At 35.3% G+C, this 22,759-nt stretch carries 19 protein-coding genes, 1 tRNA gene and 1 rRNA gene; all 21 read right to left on the bottom strand.

Features of this window, described 5'->3' with window-relative positions; all coding sequences use genetic code 11:
- Window positions 1–4: 4 nt before the first annotated feature.
- Window positions 5–80 (bottom strand) — tRNA-Val (locus CD147_RS01190).
- Between the two features lie 12 nt (window positions 81–92).
- Window positions 93–207: ribosomal RNA gene (gene rrf, locus CD147_RS01185) — 5S ribosomal RNA — on the bottom strand.
- A gap of 558 nt (window positions 208–765) precedes the next feature.
- Window positions 766–2,256 carry a lysine--tRNA ligase gene (gene lysS / locus CD147_RS01180; RefSeq protein ID WP_103165628.1) on the bottom strand — a complete coding sequence of 497 codons (1,491 nt, stop codon included), beginning with the start codon at window positions 2,254–2,256 and terminating at the stop codon, window positions 766–768.
- Window positions 2,257–2,459: 203 nt separating this feature from the next.
- A complete protein-coding gene (gene folK / locus CD147_RS01175) occupies window positions 2,460–2,939 on the bottom strand; it encodes a 2-amino-4-hydroxy-6-hydroxymethyldihydropteridine diphosphokinase (RefSeq protein ID WP_103165627.1) in 480 nt (159 codons plus the stop codon).
- A complete protein-coding gene (gene folB / locus CD147_RS01170) occupies window positions 2,940–3,305 on the bottom strand; it encodes a dihydroneopterin aldolase (RefSeq protein ID WP_103165626.1) in 366 nt (121 codons plus the stop codon). It lies immediately after the preceding gene.
- Window positions 3,283–4,086, bottom strand: a complete 804-nt coding sequence (gene folP / locus CD147_RS01165) for a dihydropteroate synthase (protein ID WP_103165625.1) — start codon at window positions 4,084–4,086, stop codon at window positions 3,283–3,285. Before folP ends, folB begins: the two co-directional genes overlap by 23 nt.
- Before the next feature lie 266 nt (window positions 4,087–4,352).
- Window positions 4,353–5,285: a cysteine synthase A gene (gene cysK, locus CD147_RS01160; protein WP_103165624.1), complete on the bottom strand. Its 933-nt coding sequence runs from the start codon at window positions 5,283–5,285 to the stop codon at window positions 4,353–4,355.
- Window positions 5,286–5,525: 240 nt separating this feature from the next.
- A complete protein-coding gene (gene hslO, locus CD147_RS01155) occupies window positions 5,526–6,410 on the bottom strand; it encodes an Hsp33 family molecular chaperone HslO (RefSeq protein ID WP_103165623.1) in 885 nt (294 codons plus the stop codon).
- Between the two features lie 237 nt (window positions 6,411–6,647).
- Window positions 6,648–7,886, bottom strand: coding sequence for a penicillin-binding protein PBP4 (gene pbp4 / locus CD147_RS01150; RefSeq protein ID WP_167409763.1), 1,239 nt, complete (start codon window positions 7,884–7,886; stop codon window positions 6,648–6,650).
- 251 nt (window positions 7,887–8,137) lie between these two features.
- Window positions 8,138–10,291 carry an ATP-dependent zinc metalloprotease FtsH gene (gene ftsH / locus CD147_RS01145; RefSeq protein WP_103165622.1) on the bottom strand — a complete coding sequence of 718 codons (2,154 nt, stop codon included), beginning with the start codon at window positions 10,289–10,291 and terminating at the stop codon, window positions 8,138–8,140.
- Between the two features lie 286 nt (window positions 10,292–10,577).
- Window positions 10,578–11,117: a hypoxanthine phosphoribosyltransferase gene (gene hpt / locus CD147_RS01140; RefSeq protein WP_103165621.1), complete on the bottom strand. Its 540-nt coding sequence runs from the start codon at window positions 11,115–11,117 to the stop codon at window positions 10,578–10,580.
- A complete protein-coding gene (gene tilS, locus CD147_RS01135; protein WP_103165630.1) occupies window positions 11,114–12,409 on the bottom strand; it encodes a tRNA lysidine(34) synthetase TilS in 1,296 nt (431 codons plus the stop codon). The genes hpt and tilS overlap by 4 nt, the downstream gene beginning before the upstream one ends.
- Before the next feature lie 246 nt (window positions 12,410–12,655).
- Complete coding sequence (locus tag CD147_RS01130) at window positions 12,656–13,057, bottom strand: S1 domain-containing RNA-binding protein (RefSeq protein ID WP_103165620.1); 402 nt, start codon at window positions 13,055–13,057, stop codon at window positions 12,656–12,658.
- Between the two features lie 124 nt (window positions 13,058–13,181).
- Window positions 13,182–13,586, bottom strand: coding sequence for a cell division protein DivIC (gene divIC / locus CD147_RS01125; protein ID WP_103165619.1), 405 nt, complete (start codon window positions 13,584–13,586; stop codon window positions 13,182–13,184).
- 20 nt (window positions 13,587–13,606) lie between these two features.
- Window positions 13,607–13,885: an RNA-binding S4 domain-containing protein gene (locus CD147_RS01120; RefSeq protein ID WP_103165618.1), complete on the bottom strand. Its 279-nt coding sequence runs from the start codon at window positions 13,883–13,885 to the stop codon at window positions 13,607–13,609.
- The gene (locus CD147_RS01115) at window positions 13,882–15,072 is read right to left on the bottom strand and encodes a MazG nucleotide pyrophosphohydrolase domain-containing protein (protein ID WP_103165617.1); all 1,191 of its coding nucleotides are present in this window, start codon (window positions 15,070–15,072) and stop codon (window positions 13,882–13,884) included. The genes CD147_RS01120 and CD147_RS01115 overlap by 4 nt, the downstream gene beginning before the upstream one ends.
- Entirely contained in the window at window positions 15,072–16,646 is a 1,575-nt protein-coding gene (locus tag CD147_RS01110) for a putative polysaccharide biosynthesis protein (protein ID WP_103165629.1), read from the bottom strand. The genes CD147_RS01115 and CD147_RS01110 overlap by 1 nt, the downstream gene beginning before the upstream one ends.
- Window positions 16,636–20,145 carry a transcription-repair coupling factor gene (mfd, locus tag CD147_RS01105; protein ID WP_103165616.1) on the bottom strand — a complete coding sequence of 1,170 codons (3,510 nt, stop codon included), beginning with the start codon at window positions 20,143–20,145 and terminating at the stop codon, window positions 16,636–16,638. Before mfd ends, CD147_RS01110 begins: the two co-directional genes overlap by 11 nt.
- Window positions 20,142–20,714 carry an aminoacyl-tRNA hydrolase gene (gene pth, locus CD147_RS01100; protein WP_103165615.1) on the bottom strand — a complete coding sequence of 191 codons (573 nt, stop codon included), beginning with the start codon at window positions 20,712–20,714 and terminating at the stop codon, window positions 20,142–20,144. The genes mfd and pth overlap by 4 nt, the downstream gene beginning before the upstream one ends.
- 196 nt (window positions 20,715–20,910) lie before the next feature.
- Window positions 20,911–21,573, bottom strand: coding sequence for a 50S ribosomal protein L25/general stress protein Ctc (locus CD147_RS01095; RefSeq protein ID WP_103165614.1), 663 nt, complete (start codon window positions 21,571–21,573; stop codon window positions 20,911–20,913).
- A gap of 183 nt (window positions 21,574–21,756) precedes the next feature.
- Window positions 21,757–22,722 (bottom strand): ribose-phosphate diphosphokinase, encoded by a 966-nt coding sequence (locus CD147_RS01090; RefSeq protein WP_103165613.1) that lies wholly within the window; start codon window positions 22,720–22,722, stop codon window positions 21,757–21,759.
- Window positions 22,723–22,759: the final 37 nt, after the last annotated feature.

Raw genomic sequence — 22,759 nt, 5'->3', positions numbered from 1 at the left:
AAAATGGTGGAGAATGACGGGTTCGAACCGCCGACCCTCTGCTTGTAAGGCAGATGCTCTCCCAGCTGAGCTAATTCTCCAATATTATAATTACCTGGCAACGTCCTACTCTAGCGGAACGTAAATCCAACTACCATCAGCGCTAAGGAGCTTAACTTCTGTGTTCGGCATGGGAACAGGTGTGACCTCCTTGCCATTGTCACCAGACAATAACTTACTCAATCAATTATAATGTTGTTTATTTTAATTTTCAATAGTTAATTTTACACTTTCTTAAACTTTCGTTTACAAGTTGTTTGCAAAATTAACTTTCGTTTTTGACGACTTTTATATCTTACAATATCTAAAAGTTCATGTCAATTAGTTTTTTAACTTTTATTAATAAAAGTTTTAACTAACACTGTGTTTTTTAGAACACTCATAATATATTAGCACATTGGTCTTCCTCTGACTACTCTTTTTTTCTTAATTTTACTAGAAAAAATCTCCTCTTTCTTCACATATGTAATCACAAGTGCACTACTAACACTTTAACCTTCCTCTTTACGAGCTAGTACATACTAAAAACCCACAACTACAATTCTAAAGATCTGTTTCATAATATAATAAATCCGCAGACGTTACATATGCTACTATGATTTTCAATCTTCAAGATCAATCCCTCTCCTTATTTAATTTCATTTGAAGTCTACCTATCTTTTATTACTTTTCAAATATAAAAAACGCTAACCACATTAGCAGTTAGCGTTCTTAAGTCTTCTATACCTATTTTTGTCTCATATAAGGGAATAATAATACGTCTCTAATAGAAGGTGAGTCTGTTAGCAACATGACTAGTCGGTCAATACCGATACCTAGTCCACCTGTTGGAGGCATACCATATTCTAATGCTTCGATGTAGTCTTCATCCATTTCGTGTGCTTCGTCGTTTCCTTGTTCTTTTTCAATAAGTTGTGCTTCGAAACGTTGACGTTGGTCGATTGGATCATTTAGCTCTGTAAATGCATTGGCATGTTCTCTACCTACTATAAAGAGTTCGAAACGATCTGTGAATCTAGGGTCTTCCGGATTTTTCTTAGCTAACGGAGAAATTTCGATAGGGTGACCATAAATGAACGTAGGTTGAATTAATGTTTCTTCTACTTTTTGTTCAAAGAATTCATTCAAGATGTGCCCATATTTCATATTGTCAGTAATTTCAATTCCATGTTCTTTAGCTAATGCTTTAGCTTCTTCGTCAGTTTGAACTTGGTAGAAGTCTACACCAGTTGCTTCTTTAACGGCATCTACAATGTGTAAACGTGTCCATGCAGATTCTAAATCAATCTCTTCCCCATTGTATTGAACTTTCGCTGAGCCAAACACTTCTTGAGCGATATGTCTAACCATAGATTCAGTTAAATCCATAATATCGTGGTAATCAGCATAAGCTTCATATAATTCAATCATAGTAAACTCAGGGTTATGACGTGTAGACACCCCTTCATTACGGAATACACGGCCGATTTCGTATACTTTTTCAAGTCCACCGACGATTAAACGTTTTAAGTGTAGTTCAATCGCAATACGCATATATAATGTTGCATCTAGAGCATTGTGATGTGTAACGAAAGGACGTGCAGCCGCACCACCTGCAATTTGGTGCATCATTGGTGTTTCAACTTCTAAAAAGCCTTTTTTATTTAAGAAATTACGCATTTCTTGAATGATTTTACTGCGGTTAATAAATGTGCGCGTACTATCTTGATTAGTGATTAAATCTAAGTAACGCTGACGATATCTTTGTTCAATATCTTGTAAACCATGGAACTTATCTGGTAGTGGTCTTAAAGCTTTAGATAATAACGTAAATGTTTTGGCTTTGACTGATAATTCACCAGTATTCGTTTTGAACATTACACCTTCAATACCTACGATATCTCCTAGGTCCGCACTTTTCCAAAGATTATCGAAATCTTCTTCGCCAATTTGATCTTTACGTACATAAATTTGAATTTGGCCCGTTAAATCTTGTACATGAGCGAAACCAGCTTTACCTTTACCACGTTTCGTCATTAAACGACCGGCAATTGAGACATGACTTTCTTCTTCTTTGTCATGTAATTCTTCTTTAGAAAACTCATCCCATTGCGTTTTTAATTCACTAGCAGTAGCTGAACGTTCAAAACGTTTACCAAACGGGTCGATCCCTAAATCGATTAATTCTTGTAGTTTTTGACGGCGGACCTGCATTTGGTCATTCATTTCTTCTGACATAACTTTCTCTCCTTTAAGTTTCTTGTTTTTCTGCTAATAGTTCCATATGTTCTTTTGGAATTTTTGCAAGATATCTATCATTTTATTCAGTATTAATTTGGTTTAGCGTTTTATGTACTTCTTGTCACTTTCAACATCTTTAAGGAAAATAAAGCAATTTACAAACTATTTAATTACTTCAATAGTTTATAAAATTATAGCTCTTAGCCCTTATACTTCTTAACCGTATCGTCCGCTATGACTAAATCACGGATTGGTTTTTGTGAACGTGGTTCAATTTTATCAGATGCGATATCATTTAACGGTATTAATACAAAGGCACGCTCGCTCATACGCGGGTGTGGGACCACAAGGTTATCTTCTTCGATTATGTTATCTTCATAAAGCAAGATATCAATATCTAGTGTTCTCGGACCCCAACGAATTTTTCTCACACGATGCAATCGTTGTTCTACTTCAAAGCAACTTTTAAGGAGTGCTTGTGGCGTCAATTCTGTGGCAATTTCTATACATAAGTTTAAAAAATTGGGTTGCTCCGTATAACCTACAGGAGCGGTTTCATATATTGGAGACACGTTTACAACTTCAATGCCGTCAGTATTATTTAGCATATTGATAGCTTCTTGTAATTGTTGTTCTCTTTCACCAATATTACTCCCTAAACCTAAATACGCTTGTACCATTTAACGATTCTCCCTCACTATCTCTATTCCTACACCGTCATAATATCCTGGTATGGGTGGATTTTCTTTAGTGATTCTGACTTTCGTTTCCATTACACGATTATAGTGTGAATTTATACGTTTTGCAATACGTTCAGCTAGATGTTCTATTAAATTACACGGTGGTCCTTCCATGATTTCTTTAACATCTTCGAACACCTCTCCATAATGTACTGTGTCAGTAACTTCGTCCGATTCACCCGCTTCTGCTAAATCAACCTTTAACGTCACATCTACTTTAAAGATTTGACCGATATCATTCTCTGCAGGTAAAGCACCGTGATATGCATAAAATTGCATTCCATTAAGAAAGATTGTGTCGTTCATCTTCATTCTCCTTTAAGAAGTCCATACTCTGACCTAAACGTGCATTTAATCGCACATTATGTACACGTACGGCTTTAACGCCTTTCATTATACCATAGGCTGTTGTCGCTGCTGTTGCTTCATCGCGTTCAAGCGCTTTTGTTTCTGTACCAATCATCTCTTTAATAAAACGTTTGCGACTGGTTGCTAGTAAGATTGGATACTCTGTGGCTACAAGTTCATCTAAGCGTGCCATAACTTCATTTTCTTCTTCACGACTTTTGGCGAAACCAATACCTGGGTCTAACCATACTTTATGTTGAGGGATGCCAGCCATTTCCGCTTTGTTTGCTTGTGTCATTAATGATAACAACATTTCTTCAACAACTGGTTGTTCTCGATGGCCATCCCCATTGTGCATTAGTACAATCTCCGCATTATACTCAGCTACTTTTTCTAAGATTTTAGGGTCATATAACCCAGCCCATTGGTCATTAATCATTGTTGCACCAAGTTTTAAGCACGCTTCTGCCACTTCACTTCGATATGTATCTACTGAAATTTGAACGTCAAATTGAGCTAATTCTTTAACTACAGGTACCACACGCTCTAATTCCTCTTCTATCGAGATTTCTGTGTAGCCAGGTCGTGTAGATACACCCCCTACATCAATAATATCTACGCCTTCTTCAATCATTTCTTTTGCACGAGCTACGGCTTTTTCAACTGAATTATATTTGCCTCCGTCAGAGAATGAATCTGGCGTAACGTTTAAAATTCCCATAATTTTTGTTTTAGTCATTTTTGTCACCCTTTGCTAATTTTGAAAATGAATAGGCCTAGGTCTTCGATAATCTATACTTTAGAAACATATTAACCTTATCCCCAAAGCGCTATTGGGCCCTAACCTTCTACTTATATTAATGATACCACTCTATCGACAATGATTTCAGTATCTGTACTTAAGTATGTCCCATATAATATTACATATAAGGTTATTACCTTTTCAAAAAGAAAAGCTGAGACATTTTAAATAAATGCCCCAGCCTAAGACGATATAATATCGAATTAATCTTCGAATGAATATAATGGCGTAGATAGGTAACGTTCACCGTTACTTGGTAGTACAGTTACAACTGTTTTACCTTTGCCTAATTCTTTTGCTTTTTGGATAGCTGCATAGATGGCAGCACCTGAAGAAATACCTCCTAAGATACCTTCTTCTTTAGCTACACGACGAGATGTTTCCATTGCTGTTTCGTTACCAACTTTAATAATGCTATCGTAAATTTCAGTGTTTAATGTATCAGGTACGAAACCAGCACCTAAACCTTGTAATTTATGAGGACCTGGATCTCCACCACTTAATACTGGAGATGCTTCTGGTTCAATCGCAACGATTTCAATGTTAGGGTATTTGTCTTTTAAGACTTTACCTGCACCAGATAATGTACCACCAGTACCTACACCTGCTAAGAATGCATCAATTTGTTTACCTTCAAATTGTTCAACCAATTCTGGACCAGTTGTTAATGCATGTACTTCAGGGTTAGCTGGATTTTCGAATTGTTGTGGTTCGAAATAGCCGTGTTCTTCTTTTAATTCTTTCGCTTTTTTAATAGCGCCTTTCATAGCTTCTGAACCTGGTGTTAAGACTAATTCTGCACCGTATGCTTTTAATAAATTACGACGTTCAGAACTCATTGTATCAGGCATTGTAAATACTGCTTTATAACCTTTAGCAGCACATACGAAAGCTAAACCAATACCTGTGTTACCACTTGTTGGTTCAACAATTGTATCACCAGGTTTAATTTTGCCTTCTTTTTCAGCTTTTTCAATCATCGCTAATGCAATACGGTCTTTAACTGAACCACCTGGATTTTGATATTCTAATTTTACATAAACATCTGCTGCATCTTCATCTACTACGTTTCTTAATTTTACGACTGGTGTATTACCAATAATTTGCGTAATATTATCTACTGGTTTTTGTGCCATTGAAAAACGCTCCTTTATTATTCTAATTTAAAAACTTAGTTGTTTTATCGGATATACTTATATTCTATCAGAATTTTCTAAAAAGACAAAGCTAATTCTTTCATTAGGCGATAAAAAGTTACTTTTTACGTATACACCGTTAATTTTCCCTAAAAAAAGAGGCGATAAACACTTGTTTATCACCTTAAATCTAGAAACTAGAGTTTTGCAAACCGATTTCTCTTATTAAGCGTGTATCATTTAAGCTTTCATTGTAGTCAATAATTCTTCCAATTCGCCTTCAGAGTAGTTATATTTATTACCACAAAAATGACATACCGCTTCGGCACCGTGATCTTCTTTAATCATATCTTGAACTTCAGCTTCTCCTAAACCTTTGATTGCATTAAGGAATTTCTCATGACTACAGTTACATTCAAATTGCGCATCTACTGTTTCTAACATTTGCACATTCTCTGTACCTAGAATTTCATTTAAAAGACCTTCTGGTGTTAAACCTTCTTCAATTAGTTTAGATACTGGTCTCATATTATTAATGGCATTTTCCAACTTACTTACTGTTTCATCTTTAGCACCAGGCATCACTTGAATGATAAATCCGCCGGCAGCTTTTATAGAGTTATCAGGGTTAACTAGCACGCCTAATCCCACTGAAGAAGGTGTTTGTTCACTTGTAGCAAAGTAGTACGTGAAATCTTCACCTAATTCTCCTGAGACAATTGGACTAGCGCCAGAGAAGTAATCTTTCATACCCACATCTTTAACGACTTGAATTGAACCATCTGTACCTACTGCGCGTCTTACATCTAATTTACCTTGTTCGTTTAATGGGAAGTGTGTTTGAGGTTTATCCACATACGCACGTACATTACCTTGAGCATCTGCATCGGCAATAATACGTCCGATAGGTCCTTTGCCATCTACTGTGACAGTTAATTTTTGGTCGCCTTTTAGCATGGCTCCCATCAATAGTGTAGCAGTCATTGTTCTACCCATCGCAGCTGAAGCAGTCGGCCATGTATAATGGCGTGTTTGAGCTTCTTGTACCGACTCTGTAGTAATTGTCGCGTACGCACGAATTTCTCCATCAAAAGCTAATGATTTCACAATATAATCATGTGTCATTATGTTTATCTCCTTTATTACATCGAATTTTATATTATTTATTTTTAAAATGTGGACTAAGTAATGTCTTATCTTTAAGGATATTTATTCTACACTTGTTTAATAAGAATATGAAGTAACTTGCTTTGGTATATAAATGAGTACATTAAGCCTATTTTAAACTAAAAAGAACACTGAAACCAATAACAATTTCAATGTTCTTCTATAAATTAAATAACTTTTTAAAAATCCATATCTCTAATTTTTCTTAATATATATTTTAATACCAAACATTACTAAAAAAGCAAATAAAATTAGTCCGAAAATCGCTAAGCAGATATGAAATAATATTTTAAGAGGACTCTCATAGTTTTCCACTTTCACACTAGGTGCGTGATGCCCTTTAATAAAATTGCGGTTGTAATCCACGTATAGACGTTGATTCTCTGAAATTTTCAATTTGTATTTGTTTTTATCTTTAGGTACTAAATCATATAAATCTTTTTCAACAATCACTTTTTTATCGCCAATTTCATGTTTACCTTTTGATATCACTTTACGATATTCATACTTTTCAAATGCTTGTTCTGTTAGGATATTTGATAACTGTTGACGTACATGTTTCGCAGTGTCGTCAGGATAAGGCTGAATATTAAAGATATCTGTATTAATTCTTAAGTGATGACGTTTAGCAGTTAGCACAAGATTATATCCTTGTGTACTTGTGCCTGTCTTCAAGCCATCAACGTCTTTCATCCCATCTACCTCATTCGGTAATGAAGTATTGGTGTTATGTAATTCAATATTCTTTTGCATATCACTAGTAAGTTTTGTGATGTCTAAGAGTTCAGGATGTACTTTCAATATTTGGTTAGCAAGCAATGCCATGTCATATGCTGTAGTACGTGAAACAGTCTGATTTTTATAGCTTTTAGGAGCAAAAGGCTTAATAAGATTATTATTAGCGCCACTTGGATTAGTGAAATATGTATCTGTCATTCCTAATTTTTTAGCTTTACTATTCATGCGATCCGTAAATTTAGATGAATTACCATCGATATGTTCTGCCAATACTAATGTAGCTGCATTACTCGATTCAAGTGCTGCTTGTTTTAACAATTGGTTAATAGTGAACGTTTCTCCCTCTTGAAGCGGGAATGTAGTTAAATTGGGTAATTGCGACATTTCAGCGTATCTAGAAGTAATTTTAACGTTATCGTTCATTTTAATTTTTCCTGATTTAATATCATCATATATTAAAAACATAGTCATTAATTTGGTTGTCGATGCAGGATCTACTTTTTCGTTTTTATGATATTCATATACTATTTGTCCATTATCAGCTGTCACTACCATACCTTTAGGATTATATTTTTCATCTATATATTTATTTTGTTGTTTAGCAATGTCGACTGGTGATTGTTGTGCTTGAACAACAGGTGATATAACTAATGAACATATTAATAACATCATTAGCGTTACAAGTGCTTTTCTCAAAATTCCTCCTCCTTATAGTTTCAACATTTAATGAGATGGTCGATGTAAGTTACATAATATAAAATAATTCATATTGCTGATTATAAATTGAATATTAATATATTGTTGTGCGCTTTACATAACTATTATAACGTAAATTTAAAATTAGATGACTACAATTGTTAAATCTATTAAAAAAACAAAAAATCTCCTTCTACTAAGGTGACTAACCTTAGTGAAGGAGATTTCGTTTAAACTATGAACTTTATCAATTATCTATTGTTTGAATCATTTGGATTAAATGGTTTGTCGATATTAGGAGATTGCTCATAACCTGTTTCATCTTGGTCATCTGAATCTCTATGAGAGCTATCATGTGAATCATCACGTAAACGATCATGTCCAGCATGGTTATCTCTACCATCTCTTTGTTGATCTCTACGAGTGTTATCACTATCGTTATGGTGATCACCATGGTCATCGTCGTTACGTTGTTCTTCACGGATATCATCGTAAGATTTACCATATTTTCCATCATTAAAATCTGAATCGTCATCTTTTTTAACAACACGTGCAAAATCGTAATCTACTTCTGGTAAAGTACCGTCGTAGAATAATGAGCGAATTTGTTCTGCTACTAATGTTTCTTCAGTTAATAATGTTTTAGCGATAAGTTTAAGTTCTTTTTCGTGTTCTAATAAAATTTGTTTACAACGTTCATATTGTTCTTTAATAATACGTTGTACTTCTTTATCAATTTCATAAGCGATTTGACCTGAGTAGTTAGGTTCGCCTTGCATATCTTTACCTAAGAACACTTGTCCACCGCTACTACTTGAGAATTGTAATGGTCCGAGTTTTTTACTCATACCATATTCAGTTACCATTGAACGAGCGATTTGCGTTGCTCTTTCAAAGTCATTAGATGCGCCTGTAGATACTTCATGGAAGTTAATATCTTCAGAAACACGACCACCTAAGAGACCACAAATCTTATCTAATAATTCTGGCTCAGTCATTAAGTAACGATCTTGTTTAGGTAACATCATTGCGTAACCGCCAGCTTGACCACGCGGAACGATTGTAACTTTGTGTACTACTTCTGCTTCATCAAGCACCATACCGATAATCGTGTGACCTGCTTCATGATGTGCTACGATATTGCGTTCTTTTTCAGAAATAACACGTGATTTTTTAGCTGGTCCAGCAATAACACGGTCAGTCGCTTCTTCAATGTCACGCATATCAATTTTGTTTTTACCTTCACGCGCAGCAATTAATGAAGCTTCATTTAATAAGTTCTCTAAGTCAGCACCAGAGAAACCTGGCGTTCTTTGTGAGATTGCTTTTAAGTCTACCGTTTCATCAAGTGGCTTATTCTTAGCATGAACATGAAGAATAGCTTCACGGCCTTTAACATCTGGGCGACCCACTTGAATTTGTCTGTCAAAACGTCCTGGACGTAATAACGCAGGGTCTAAAATATCAGGACGGTTAGTTGCAGCAATCATGATAATGCCTTCGTTTTCACCGAAGCCATCCATTTCAACTAGTAATTGGTTAAGCGTTTGTTCACGTTCGTCGTGACCGCCACCAACACCAGCACCACGTTGACGACCAACCGCATCAATTTCATCGATAAAGATGATACATGGTGCGTTTTTCTTAGCGTTTTCGAATAAGTCACGTACACGGCTAGCACCGACACCAACAAACATCTCTACGAAATCAGAACCACTGATTGAGAAGAAAGGTGCGCCAGCTTCCCCTGCTACGGCACGTGCTAATAAGGTTTTACCTGTACCTGGAGGACCTACAAGTAATACCCCTTTAGGTATTCTTGATCCCATTTGTTTGAATTTCTTATTATCTTTTAAGAAATCTACAATTTCAATTAATTCTTGTTTTTCTTCATCTGCACCAGCAACATCAGAGAAACGTACACGACGTTTTTGGTTATCGTACATTTTCGCTTTGGATTTACCAAAGTTCATCATACGACCGCCACCGCCGCCACCTTGTGCTTGGCTAAGGAAGAATATAAATAATAAAGCGATAATTAATACAGGAATAAGTGTAGTTAACATACTTACGAAGACACTTTGTTTTTCTTCTTCTTTAACCGTAAAATCTAAGTCCTTTTGGCTTTTGGCTTCATTTGTAATTTTTTGTAAATCTTTTTCGTTGTTGTATAAAATAGTTGAAGAGTAATCTTCATCATTCTTAGTTTTACCACTTACCAAGTACACATTTTGTTCAGGTTGGATTTCTAAGGTTTTTAAGTCCCCTTTATCCAATTTCTCTACAAATTGTGAATAGGAAAGTTGTTTCGGAGTATTACCATTCCCATTTATGTAAGAAAATACGCCGAATATAATAACGCCAATAATTGCGATAACTAGCACATTGCGAAAAGCTTTCTGCATGCGTCATTTCCTCCTATTTCTATAATAAAGCTAACAAAAATTGTAACACAATACTTCTTTTAAAGGCTAGCATTTCAACTTTTGTATCACTTTTCTAATTCCCCATAACATCAATCATTTGAAACTACTTCTATCTGAAAAAAGTAAGTATATACCAGATAAAATTATTCTATATTTTGAATAGGAATTTAAGAATATAAAATGAGTCTACACTAAATTAATATTTAAGTATAGTTATTATACCTTAAACCCTATTTAATATCTTTAAAATCGAAAATCTTTTTTCTTATTTACTATAAATTTCTGGTTTTAATGTGCCAATGTAAGGTAAGTTGCGGTAATGTTCACCATAGTCTAACCCATAACCTACAACAAATTCATCAGGAATTTTCTTACCAACATATTTAGCTTCAATATCTGCTTTACGACGGTTTGGTTTGTCTAATAAAGTTACAATTTCTAATGAATTCACTTTACGTGATTGTAAAAGTTCGGTAATTGATTTTAAAGTTGTCCCAGTTTCTAAGATATCTTCAATAATTAGGACGTCTTTATTTTCAATAGAAGAACCTAAATCTTTTAAAATTTGAACCTCACCTGTAGATTCAGTACCACCGTGATAGCTTGAAACATCCATAAAGTCTATTGATAAGTGTGTATCAATACGTTTAATCAAGTCTGCCATAAACATTACAGACCCTTTTAAAATCCCTACGCATACGAGTGGTTTGTCTTTATAGTCCTTAGTTAATTGTTCACCTAAGTCTTTACAGATACCTTGAATATCTTCTTCGGTTAACAAAATTTCTTTTAAATCGTTCTTCATTCATCATTCATCTCCAATTTATTAATCTTGATATATTTATCGTAAGCCTCAGCGATATATAAATCACCTATGGCAATAATATTGTGTTGTTGATCTTCAACTAATGGCATTTGAGCACGGGCATCATTATCAATTTTATAATCTATCAGTAATCGACTTACTTTTTTATGGCCATTTCGACCATTTAATTTAAATTTATCACCATTACGACGTGTTCGAATCGTTAACGGGAAATGTTGCATAGCTAAATCTGAAGAAATCGTAATACGATAAGATCCAAATCGATATGTATCTGCGTGCGTAATAATTTGCTCGTCTAATACAGGTTTCTTATTTTTCGCCATTAGTATAAATTTATCATAAGCAATTTGAATTATCCATTTTTCAGAAAGGGTTATTTCAAATTGTGCTAGTTGGCTTGAGATTTGTTCAAACCATTGTTGATAATTCTTCTCTGAAAAAGTTTTATCTAGTTGTATATCTTCAATTAATTTATCTAATAACACCATTTTGGATATTTCATCAAGTGCATTAAATTCATCTCTATTACATTGAAAATATCCTAGACTGTCTTTATGTATATTAGCATTTATAAAGCATTCTACACGTTGATGAGTAAGACGTAACTGGTTATCATGCCAACTTTTTAATTTTAACAGTTGTGTACTATCGAGATCTACATTGTTATCAATCATCGGCAAGATACGGTTCCGAATATCATTACGAGTATATTTGTTATCATGGTTTGAATGGTCTTCGTAATATGGTACATGGTGACTTTGTTGGTAAGCACGGATATTATCTTTAAATGTATCTAATAATGGGCGACATATTTTGTAGTTATGACGCCAAGCGGTATCAGCTATACCTAATGAATTACGTGTTGAGCGACCGGTAAACACACGATAAAAAATTGTCTCAAGTTGATCATTTAAATGATGCGCTGTAACTAAAACATCCGCTTCTAAGTCATGCATCATAATGTCGAACCACTCATAGCGCTTATATCGAGCATCTGCTTGAATACTTTTACCCTGTGCAACTAAGTCTGAAAGGTCTAAATGTTTGATATAACAAGAGATACTATATTGCGCACAGTAATCTTTGATAAATTGTTCTTCTTCTTGCGATGCTTGTCGTAAACCATGATTAACATGTAAGCACGTAAGTTTTCTATAGGTGTGGGGTAATTCAAATAGTAAACGATGTAATAGACACATACTGTCTACTCCTGTTGAAACTGCGAGGACAATATGATCTGTTTCTTTCCAAAGTGACGTATTCACTTTCACCTCATTCACCTTCTTCTCTTAATATACTATCTTCACCTTAGCTTACTCTTATTATCTCATGAAAAAAGGAGTGGAACTAAAATTCAACATTGAATTCTATGTTCCACCCCGCACAAAGTAACTAAGCTCATATAATATCTTATGGCTTTCTTCTAGTGCAACAATCATTATCTCATTAACTTATCTAGGATGTACGCTAAAGATTAACCAATAGCTTACCCAGTTATTATCACAAGAATATATTAATTAACGTCTAGAACCCTTACCACCGCGTCTAGAGTCAGTTTGACGCTTGATAGAAGTTAATTTATCTTCACTATCTTTTAGGAAATTACTTAATTTCTTTTCAAAATCTTCACCTTTAGGTTGTGGTGGTTTATTTTGACTAGTTTTATGATGTGGTCTACGAGGGCGGTCTTTCGCTTTTTTAATTGAAAGGCTAATTTTACCGTCGTCTGCGATAGATAACACTTTAACTTCAACTTCATCTCCAACTGATAAGTGATCTTCAACATTCTCAACATAGTTATCAGCTACTTCACTGATATGAACTAAGCCACTTTTTCCTTCAGGTAACTCTACAAATGCACCAAATTTTTTGATACCTGTAACTTTACCTTTTAGCTTGTTTCCTACTTCGATTGACATATTCTAAATGAATCCTCCCGATTTTGTTTCGATTTTAACCTTATTATATTCCTGTTTTAACTTTTTCACAATGCTATAAAACGATTATTTTAAACCCATCCAAGACAACAATAACCAAACTTGCTTATTTTGAATTATCATCAGAAGATTTAGATTTAGAAGACTTATCATCTTTATCAGGTAATTTGAAAATAACTTCGCCTTTATTGCTTAGATAATAATCATCTCTAGCGACTTTTTCTATATAATCTTTATCGTTTAAATTATTCAATTCTTCTTTTAAAGCAATTTCTTCATCTTGTTTCTTTTGAAATTGTTCTTCTTTTTGTTTACGCTCAACCGCCATTTGATCGTTACTATGTTTTTGGAAGACAAGCATGATGGATAGAATGACTATAATCGCTAACAATAGACCTCCAAAGACAGTCACCCTACGTCGTACAATTTTCATTTTTTTCTGTTGACGCTTTCTTTTACGATTTCTCTCAGAGGTATACTGATTACCGATTTCTTCTACCTTTTTACTCATAGCTTGCCACCTCCTTCAATCTATTCGTCTTCAACTTGATTGTTATTAATACGTTCTTCTTTTATTAAATCATACATCCCTTTAGCGTTCTCTTTCGATGCATGTTCACTTAATCCAGTTACTTTTACCGTGACAAGCTTTTGTCCGAAACGAATCACTAATTCGTCTTCAACTTTAACATCTGTTCCAGCCTTAGCGACATTGCCGTTAACTGTGATACGACCTTGATCACTGATTTCTTTGGCTAACGTACGACGTTTAACAAGTCGTGATACTTTTAAATATTTATCTAATCTCATGAATTTTTCTCCCCTTGTTGCAAATAATTTTTAAGGGTTTCTTCGTCAAAATCCTTATTTTTTGTTTTATCATACAATGACATGAAATGGTCTGCAAATACTTTCTCAAATTTCAGGCGAGGCGTTTTACCTTCTTTATTTTTAGCTGTCTTCCATATTTCATTTAAATCTTCAACTGACTCTGCATTTTCTTCTCCGAAAATGTGAGGATGACGACGAATCATCTTAGCAGTTAAACTTTCGATGATTTCTTTAATATCAATATAGCCTTCTTTTTTGCCAATACTTGCATGTAAGAGCACTTGTAATAAGATATCACCAAGTTCCTCTATCATGTGCCAGTCATCTTCATTATCAATCGCTTCAAATAATTCAAAGCTTTCTTCAATTAAATAGCGTTTTAATGATTCGTGTGTTTGTATACGGTCCCAAGGACAACCTTTCTCATCATCTACTAGTCGATCGATAATTTGAACAGCAAAATCGAAGTCTTGATACATCGCTTCCTCGTCAGTTAATTTAGGTACAAAGACGCTTGTTAAATTATTAAATGCAGCTTCATGGTGATCGAGTTCATATAAAGGCACTCTAAGTACAGAAGCCCCTGTACTGTGCGCACCAGTTACAATTGAGACTAAAAAGTCATCAGGATAACGTTCCATTAACGTAAGTTTAATTTCTGCTGCTACCATAGCGCTATATACTTGTGTAATTAATGTATGTGTACGTATGTTTAAGACATTTTCAGCTAGTGCAGTACCATCTAATAAGGTGAAACCATCGTTAGGATCTTCGCCAATAGCCGCAAAGACATCATCGATAAAGCTTTTACCTCCTAGAACTTTAACGTCTATATCGTCGTGCGTTTCGTTATATTCAAGCAACTTAGCTGTAGTCGTTTCAGCTACACGGGGGTGTCCAGGAACTGCATACACCACGTCCTCTGTCTGAGCTTTCTCAATTAAGGTGTCTACAATTTGTTGGTAGACATCATCAAACGCTTCATTGGCTTCATAAATATAATCGAAACTTTCGAAATGAAGTTCATCTTGTAAGCTATTTATAACTGGATGGTCGAGTGTACGTGCATAAGCGCGTTGTTGTTGCGTTAAAAAACGATAAATTCCTAATGGCAAGTCTTCTACATCATAGTTTCCCAAGCCAACAATTGTAATTGTATGTCCCATTAACGTCTTCCTTTCTTCATATGATACAACTTATCACCAAATGGCAAATGTTTTAATTCTTTGTACTCTAAAACATTCATATATACTACTGCTATTAATAATACGGCAACACCTATCATTGCTACAATCAATAATTCAATCAGTCCACCTAATCGACCGACAGATGGTAATACGTACATAACTATTTGAATAATAATTGTCATGATGCCGAGTGCAGCAATCATTTTCAAAATGAATCTTCGCATGCGATTAAATCTATAATGCTTAGTTACCTCATAATGTAATATCATGCCAAACGATGTCAATGACAGTACTGTACTTACACTTGCACCTAAGATACCAATATAATGAATAAAGATAACATTGAATATTGTCTTAGATACTAAGCCGATGACAACCCCAATTACGATAGGTCGAATACGATTAAGTACTTGTAAAAGCGCAATATCCATCATAATCAATGAGACACAGATGACAGTTAACATATAAAAGCCTAATGTGGCGCTTAGACTATTCGTCTTAAAGAAGATGTGATTCATCATAGGTAATAAATTGATTAAGCCTATACCTGCGGCTGCACTGATTAATATTGTAATTTTTAAGGAGGCGTTAGCGTAACGATTCATTTTTACAAGATTATGTTGCGCGATAGCTTCTGTTAACAATGGAATAAGGACAAAGCTGAATGTTGTCGTCACGATGAGTCCCATTTGAATAAACGAAGCACCTCGATCATAAATCCCTTTTTGTGTAATCGCTTCTTTAAAAAGTAAACCATATGCTTGTAAGGTATGTACTACCGTGAAGCTATCAATAAATTGCCATAAAATAACTAGTAACTGGCTCAACGCAAAGATAAGCGTAGCCATAAACAAGCGTCGCCAAGGGATGGCGTAGATTTGGGTCTGCCTTTTCAAAGGAAAAGGTCTTGTAAACATTAAAAAGATGCTAGAACCTAAAAATCCGAGTGATGATGCCAAGATGGCGATAGTCCCCGCTTGATAAATAGTCCAATCTCTTACCATAAATAATCCAATAGCTACAATAATAAAACTAACGCGAATAAATTGTTCTATTACCTGAGAAATAGCTGGCAGGTTCATACGTTGTCGGCTTTGATAAAAACCACGAAACACACCGAGTACGCCAATAAAGAGATAGCTTAAACTTGCCATTTTAAGCATAGGTGCGAGACGCGGGTCCCCCATTAACGTAGCTAATGGCTGTGCCAAGATGAGAGTAATTCCAAAGATTACCGCCCCTATAACTTGAAACCAGATAAGCACTTTGGAAAATGCCGAATCCTCACCATTGCTACCGAGGATTTGAGTAACTGCACTTGGTATAGCGTTCATGGAGAGTATCATGCCTAATGCAACAATTGGATAAATTTGTTGATATGCATATAGGCCAGTATCTCCAAGTACATTCTGGTAAGGTACACGATAAATAGCGCTTAGCACCTTTACTATAATCAACGCTATCGTTAAAATGACTACCCCATTGAACGTCGATGACTGCGATGATGTGTCGGTTTGCACATTCTCAGGTTTAAGAGAGTGCTTAGAGTTCATTTTCAATAACCATACTTCCTTCAAGACATTTAACTAAGAATTTTAAATTCTCTAGCCACTGTTTAGATTTAGTTAATGTAATCTGCATTTTACCTTCTTTCACGCCTAGTTTCATTGCGCGTCCTAATGGCTGAGTCTGTTTGAATAGTTCTTCACCATTCATTTGTTCAGTGCCTTTAGTAGATAAGAAGACTTCCAGTTGTTTACCTTTGTCTTTAATTAACGTCACACCTGCATGTAAAGCATGAATTTTAATTTCCACCATTTCTAACAAACGTCCAACTTCAACTGGATAATCGTTGAAGCGGTCAATTAACTCATCTTTGATATCCATTAATTGTTCTTGCGTTTCAACTTTACGAAGCTTTTTATATATTTCAATTTTAGCTTGTTCATTTTGAATGTATTCTGCCGGTAAGTAAGCGTCAAGATGCAATTCCATTTCAACTTCAGGTGCATCCGGCTCTTCCTCTTTAATACCACGCTTTTCATTAACTGCTTCTTCTAGCATTTGTGAATAGAGGTCAAAACCGACGGAATCGATAAAGCCGTGTTGTTGCTTACCTAATAAATTACCAGCGCCTCGAATATTTAAATCACGCATTGCAATTTTAAATCCTGAGCCTAATTCGGTAAATTCTTTGATAGCTTGAAGGCGTTCTTCTGCCGTCTCGGTTAATACTTTATTTGTTGAATGTAAGAAATAAGCATAACCGATTCGACTTGAACGTCCGACACGGCCTCGTAATTGATACAACTGGCTAAGACCAAAGCGATCGGCTTCTTCAATAATGAGTGTATTCGCATTAGGCACGTCTACACCTGTCTCGATAATAGTCGTTGTAACTAAGATATCGTATTCGCCATTGATAAAGCTCAACATCGTTTCTTCTAGATCACGTTCAGTCATTTGACCATGGACTACTGCTATATTTGCTTCTGGCATTAACATCTGTAATTGTTCACGTTTCTCATAAATCGATTGCACTCTGTTATAAAGATAGAATACCTGACCGTCACGTGATAATTCTCGTTCTAATGCTTCTTTAATAAAATTACTATTTTGTTCTAGCACATAAGTTTGTACTGGGAAACGATTCTCCGGTGGCGTTTCAATGACAGATAAATCGCGGACGCCCAACATACTCATGTGTAGCGTTCTTGGAATCGGTGTTGCTGTTAATGTTAAGACGTCGACATTTGTTTTCATCGTTTTAATACGCTCTTTATGACGTACACCAAACCGTTGTTCCTCATCGACAATAAGTAAGCCTAAATCTTTATATTGAATGTCTTTACTTAGTAGCTTGTGCGTACCCACGACGATATCTACATAGCCAGATTTTAAACCTTCTTTCGTTTCTTTAATCTCTTTAGTAGAACGGAAGCGGCTAACCAATTCAATTTGTACTGGGAAATCTTGCATACGTTCAATTAATGTTTCGTAATGTTGTTGCGCTAAGATAGTTGTTGGCACTAGAAATGCTACTTGCTTTCCTTCCATTACTGCTTTAAACGCAGCACGTACCGCAACTTCTGTCTTACCATAACCCACATCACCGCATAATAAGCGATCCATTGGACGTTCACGTTCCATATCGCCTTTAATCTCTTCAATAGATTTCGCTTGATCAGGCGTTAACTCGTATGGGAAATCCATTTCAAATGCATTTTGTTCAGCTGTATCTTCTCCATATTGATACCCTACTGACATCTCACGTTCTTTATATAACGCAATAAGTTCATCAGCAATATCTTCAACACTTTGTTGAACTTTTGCTTTCGTCTTCTTCCATTCGGAACCGCCTAATTTATTTAATCGAGGCGATTTATCTTCTGAAGCTACGTATTTTTGAACTTGATCCATTTGATCGACAGGCACGAAGAGCTGGTCTGTCCCTTTATATTGCAACTTAATATAATCTCGATGTACATCGCCAACTTCTAATGTCTCCACGCCTAGATAACGTCCGACACCATGATGCACGTGAACAATATAGTCACCCACATTAAGATCTTGATAGGATTTAATTTTTTCAGCGTTCGACATCGTCTTCGTACGCTTACGTTGTTTCTTTTGTTTCGTTTTGAAAAGCTCTCGCTCCGTAATCACTACCAACTGCATATATGGTAGTTCAAAGCCTTCAGATAAACTACCTTCTACTACGATAGCTTGACCAGTTTCAATGCCACTATGAACATTCGTTACGGTTGGAATATGCATTTCATTTAACATAGATTGGATACGTTCAACCTTCGTCTCCGTTTCAACTAACACTACAATTGTATAGTCATTGTGTACGAAACGTTGAAATTCTGAACGCATAATATCGTATTGACCATAAAACTGTTGAACAGGCTTACATGAAAATTTAATAATATGTTGAAGTTGGACCGGCATAGATGATGTAAATAACGTGAAATAGGTTACCGGATACTCTTTCAGTAACGTTTCAAAGCCATCATACTGCATAAACGATTGCCCTATAAAACCATTACCACTTTCAATTAAATTTTGGATAAAGTCGTCCACTTCAGTCGTTAATGTTTTCTCTGTTTCTTTAATACGATTATATTCATCAGTTACAATGATGGCATCTTTTTGGAAATAGTCTATCAATGTAGAAGGCTGTTCATACATAAATGACACGAGACGTCGTAGTAATTGATGATCAAAGAACGTAGATTCGAAAAGTTTAAAGCTTTCATACGTTTCTTTTAAATCATTACGCACTGATTTATCAATCTTTGGACGGGTATCTTCATAGGCTGCTTGTAATTCCGTTTGAAGGTGTTGAATGACTCCATCTGTAATAACATAATCACTCGCTGTAGTAATCTCTATTTCTTCAACATTCTCATTCGAACGTTGGGTTTCAACGTCGAAATCACGAATTGAATCAACTTCAGTATCAAACAACTCGATGCGGACCGGTTGCCCAATAAGTGGATAAATATCGATAATCCCTCCACGTAGAGAGAACTCTCCGATATGCGAGACGACACTTTCACGTCGATATCCCATGTTCACTAATTTACTTAAAAAGTCATCAATATCAATATCGTCGCCCACTTTTAAAGTCGTTTGATGCTCTTGCCACATGTCCACTGGTGTGAGCCATTTCTTCAAACCATTTAATGGAACGATAAATAACCCTTTCTCATTATGAGCTAAGGCCGTCAGTGTCCTAACACGTTCGCTCATAAGTTGAGGGCTTTGTGTTGAAAATTCTTCAGTCATAATATCTTGTACTGGATATTTATAAACTTCTGAATGATCTACATATTGCAAAATATCTGTTTCTAGTTTATCAGCTTGATATAAATTATTAGTAATCAACAACATTTGTTTTTGATCTTTTAAGTACTTTTCAGCAATAATCGTAGCTTTGGCTGAGGGAGACAGACCTGTAACGAGAATATTCTCTTGTCCGAAGACATCGTCAAGTTCCTGGAAACGTTTGTCATTTTGAATATAATCTGAAATAATCGATCTCAATTGACTTCTCCATTATATTCATTCATAACATGATCAAAGCGTGAAGTTTCAATAAATGCTTCAACGGCTTGCGCTGAATGTTCAATCACTTTGTCCATTATCATCATTTCTTCTTTAGAAAATTTCTGCAATACATAATCAGGAACTGACATACCATTCGTTGGTCTCCCTACACCAATACGAATACGTTTAAATTGATCTGTACCAAGATGTTTAATAATCGATTTCATTCCGTTATGTCCACCAGCACTACCTTTCTGGCGTAAACGAATATTTCCTTGAGATAAATCTAAATCATCATATAAGACAATTAAATCCTCTACTTCGATATTATAATAGTCCATAAGAGGCGCTACGGCTTCACCTGAGAGATTCATCATCGTCATAGGCTCTATAAATAAGACTTTTTCTCCATTAAGACGTTCAATTGTGTAGGCGCCTTTGAACTTTTGTTTATCTAGCGAGAAATGATTGTTTTTTAAGATGTAATCAACCACTTCAAAGCCGATATTGTGTCTTGTTAATTCGAAACGTTTACCTATATTTCCAAGACCTACAATACATTTCATGCGTTGTACCTCCATTGAATTTCATTTTATATGTTCATCTACAAAAATGTAGTTAGTGATATCGTTTAATCATTATTTTATTCTATAACATTCCCTATAATAACACAAAAAGCACTATGCTTATTAGGATAAGCACAGTGCTTGGACTATAAATAGTCTAAAGTGTAGTTATGACGTTAAAGTCTTAAATAACGAATTATTCTTCGTCTTTATTTTCTTCTTTATCGTCTTCTTTGTCTTCACCAACTACTTCTGGTTCTTCAGTAGCTGATTCACCTTCCATAGCTTCTACTTCTTCTTCAGTAGGTTCATCAGTTGGAGGAACTACTGTTACTACAGATTCTTCAGGATCGTTTTCGATAGTGAAGTCGCCAGATACTTTAATATCTGCAACTGAGTAGCTGTCATTAATTTCTAATGCAGAAATGTCTACTTCAATTACTTCTGGGATATTTTCTGGAGTTGCTGTTACTTGTAAGTCGAATAATGGTTGTTCAACTACGCCGCCTTCTTTAGCGCCTACAGCTTCACCAGTTAAGTGAACTGGTACTTCAACAGTACGTTCTTCAGTCATATTGATTGCTAAGAAATCAATGTGAGTGATTTGGTTTTTTAATGGGTCAAATTGGTAATCAGATACCATTACTTTAATTGATTTTGAACCTACGCCTAAATCAATTACACCATTACGTCCAACTTCACGAATTACTTTGATGAATTCAACTTCATCAACTTTAACTGAAGTATTTTTAGTACCGTAACCATAAACTACTGCAGGTACTTTACCTATATTACGTAATTTTTTAAGGTCAGAACGAGTTTGTTTACCTTGACGGATGATTGACTTTAATGAAGCCATTCGTATTTCCACCTTTCATTTTTAAGTCGCAATATACGTTCTTTTAAGAACATGTATATTAAGACTTCCCTTCACTTACCCATCAACTGAGACAGTTGCTTGCAAGTGTTTATTAGTTCGTAAAACCACGAACGAATGTATTATACACGGTTAAATAACTTAAGTCAAACCCATTTGTAAACTTTAGTCAAATAATACACTTACCGATTCTCTTTCATATACACGAATAATAGCTTGTGCTAATAATCCAGCTACAGAAAGTTCTTTAGTATTAGATGGTTTACGGCTATCATCAAGCATAATAGAGTTTGTAACGATTAATTCTTTTATTGCCGAATTCTCGATACGTTCTTTTGCAGGACCAGATAATACTGGGTGTGTACAACAAGCGTAAACATCTTTAGCACCCTTATCTTTAAGAGCTTGGGCAGCTAATGTAATCGTACCTGCTGTATCGATAATATCATCGATAATAATAGCTGTACGTCCTTCAATTTCACCTACGATATTCATAACTTCTGCTACGTTTGGTTTTGGACGACGTTTATCAATAATTGCAATCGGAGTTTTCAAAATGTCTGCGAGTTTACGTGCACGTGTTACACCACCATGGTCAGGTGATACTACGACGATTTCCTCAGGATCAATGTTAGGGTCATTTTCAAAATGTTGTCCAATGATAGGTACACCCATTAAATGGTCAATCGGAATATCAAAGAAACCTTGAATTTGTGGTGCATGTAAATCTAAAGCAATCATGCGATTAGCGCCAGCTGTTTCAATTAAGTTAGCTACTAATTTCGCTGTGATAGGTTCACGGCTACGTGCTTTTCTATCTTGGCGGGCATATCCATAATAAGGAACTACAATATTAATATTCGCTGCAGATGCACGTTTACATGCATCAATCATAATTAATAATTCCATAAGGTGTAAATTAACCGGATTTGACGTTGGTTGAATAATGAAGACGTCACATCCACGAATACTTTCCTCAATATTGATTTGAATTTCCCCGTCACTAAAGCGTTTTACAGAACACTTACCTAATTCAATCCCAACACGATCAGCAACTTCTTGTGCTAATGGTTCATTTCCTTTTAAAGAAAAGATCTTTAACGATGAATTTTTATATTCATTATTTAACATTTATAGTCCTCCAATTTTTAACTTAGACACTTTCATT

It is taken from the genome of Staphylococcus devriesei (assembly GCF_002902625.1).
In the GTDB taxonomy this organism is placed as follows: domain Bacteria; phylum Bacillota; class Bacilli; order Staphylococcales; family Staphylococcaceae; genus Staphylococcus; species Staphylococcus devriesei.
This window is presented reverse-complemented; position numbering and strand designations above follow the sequence as displayed.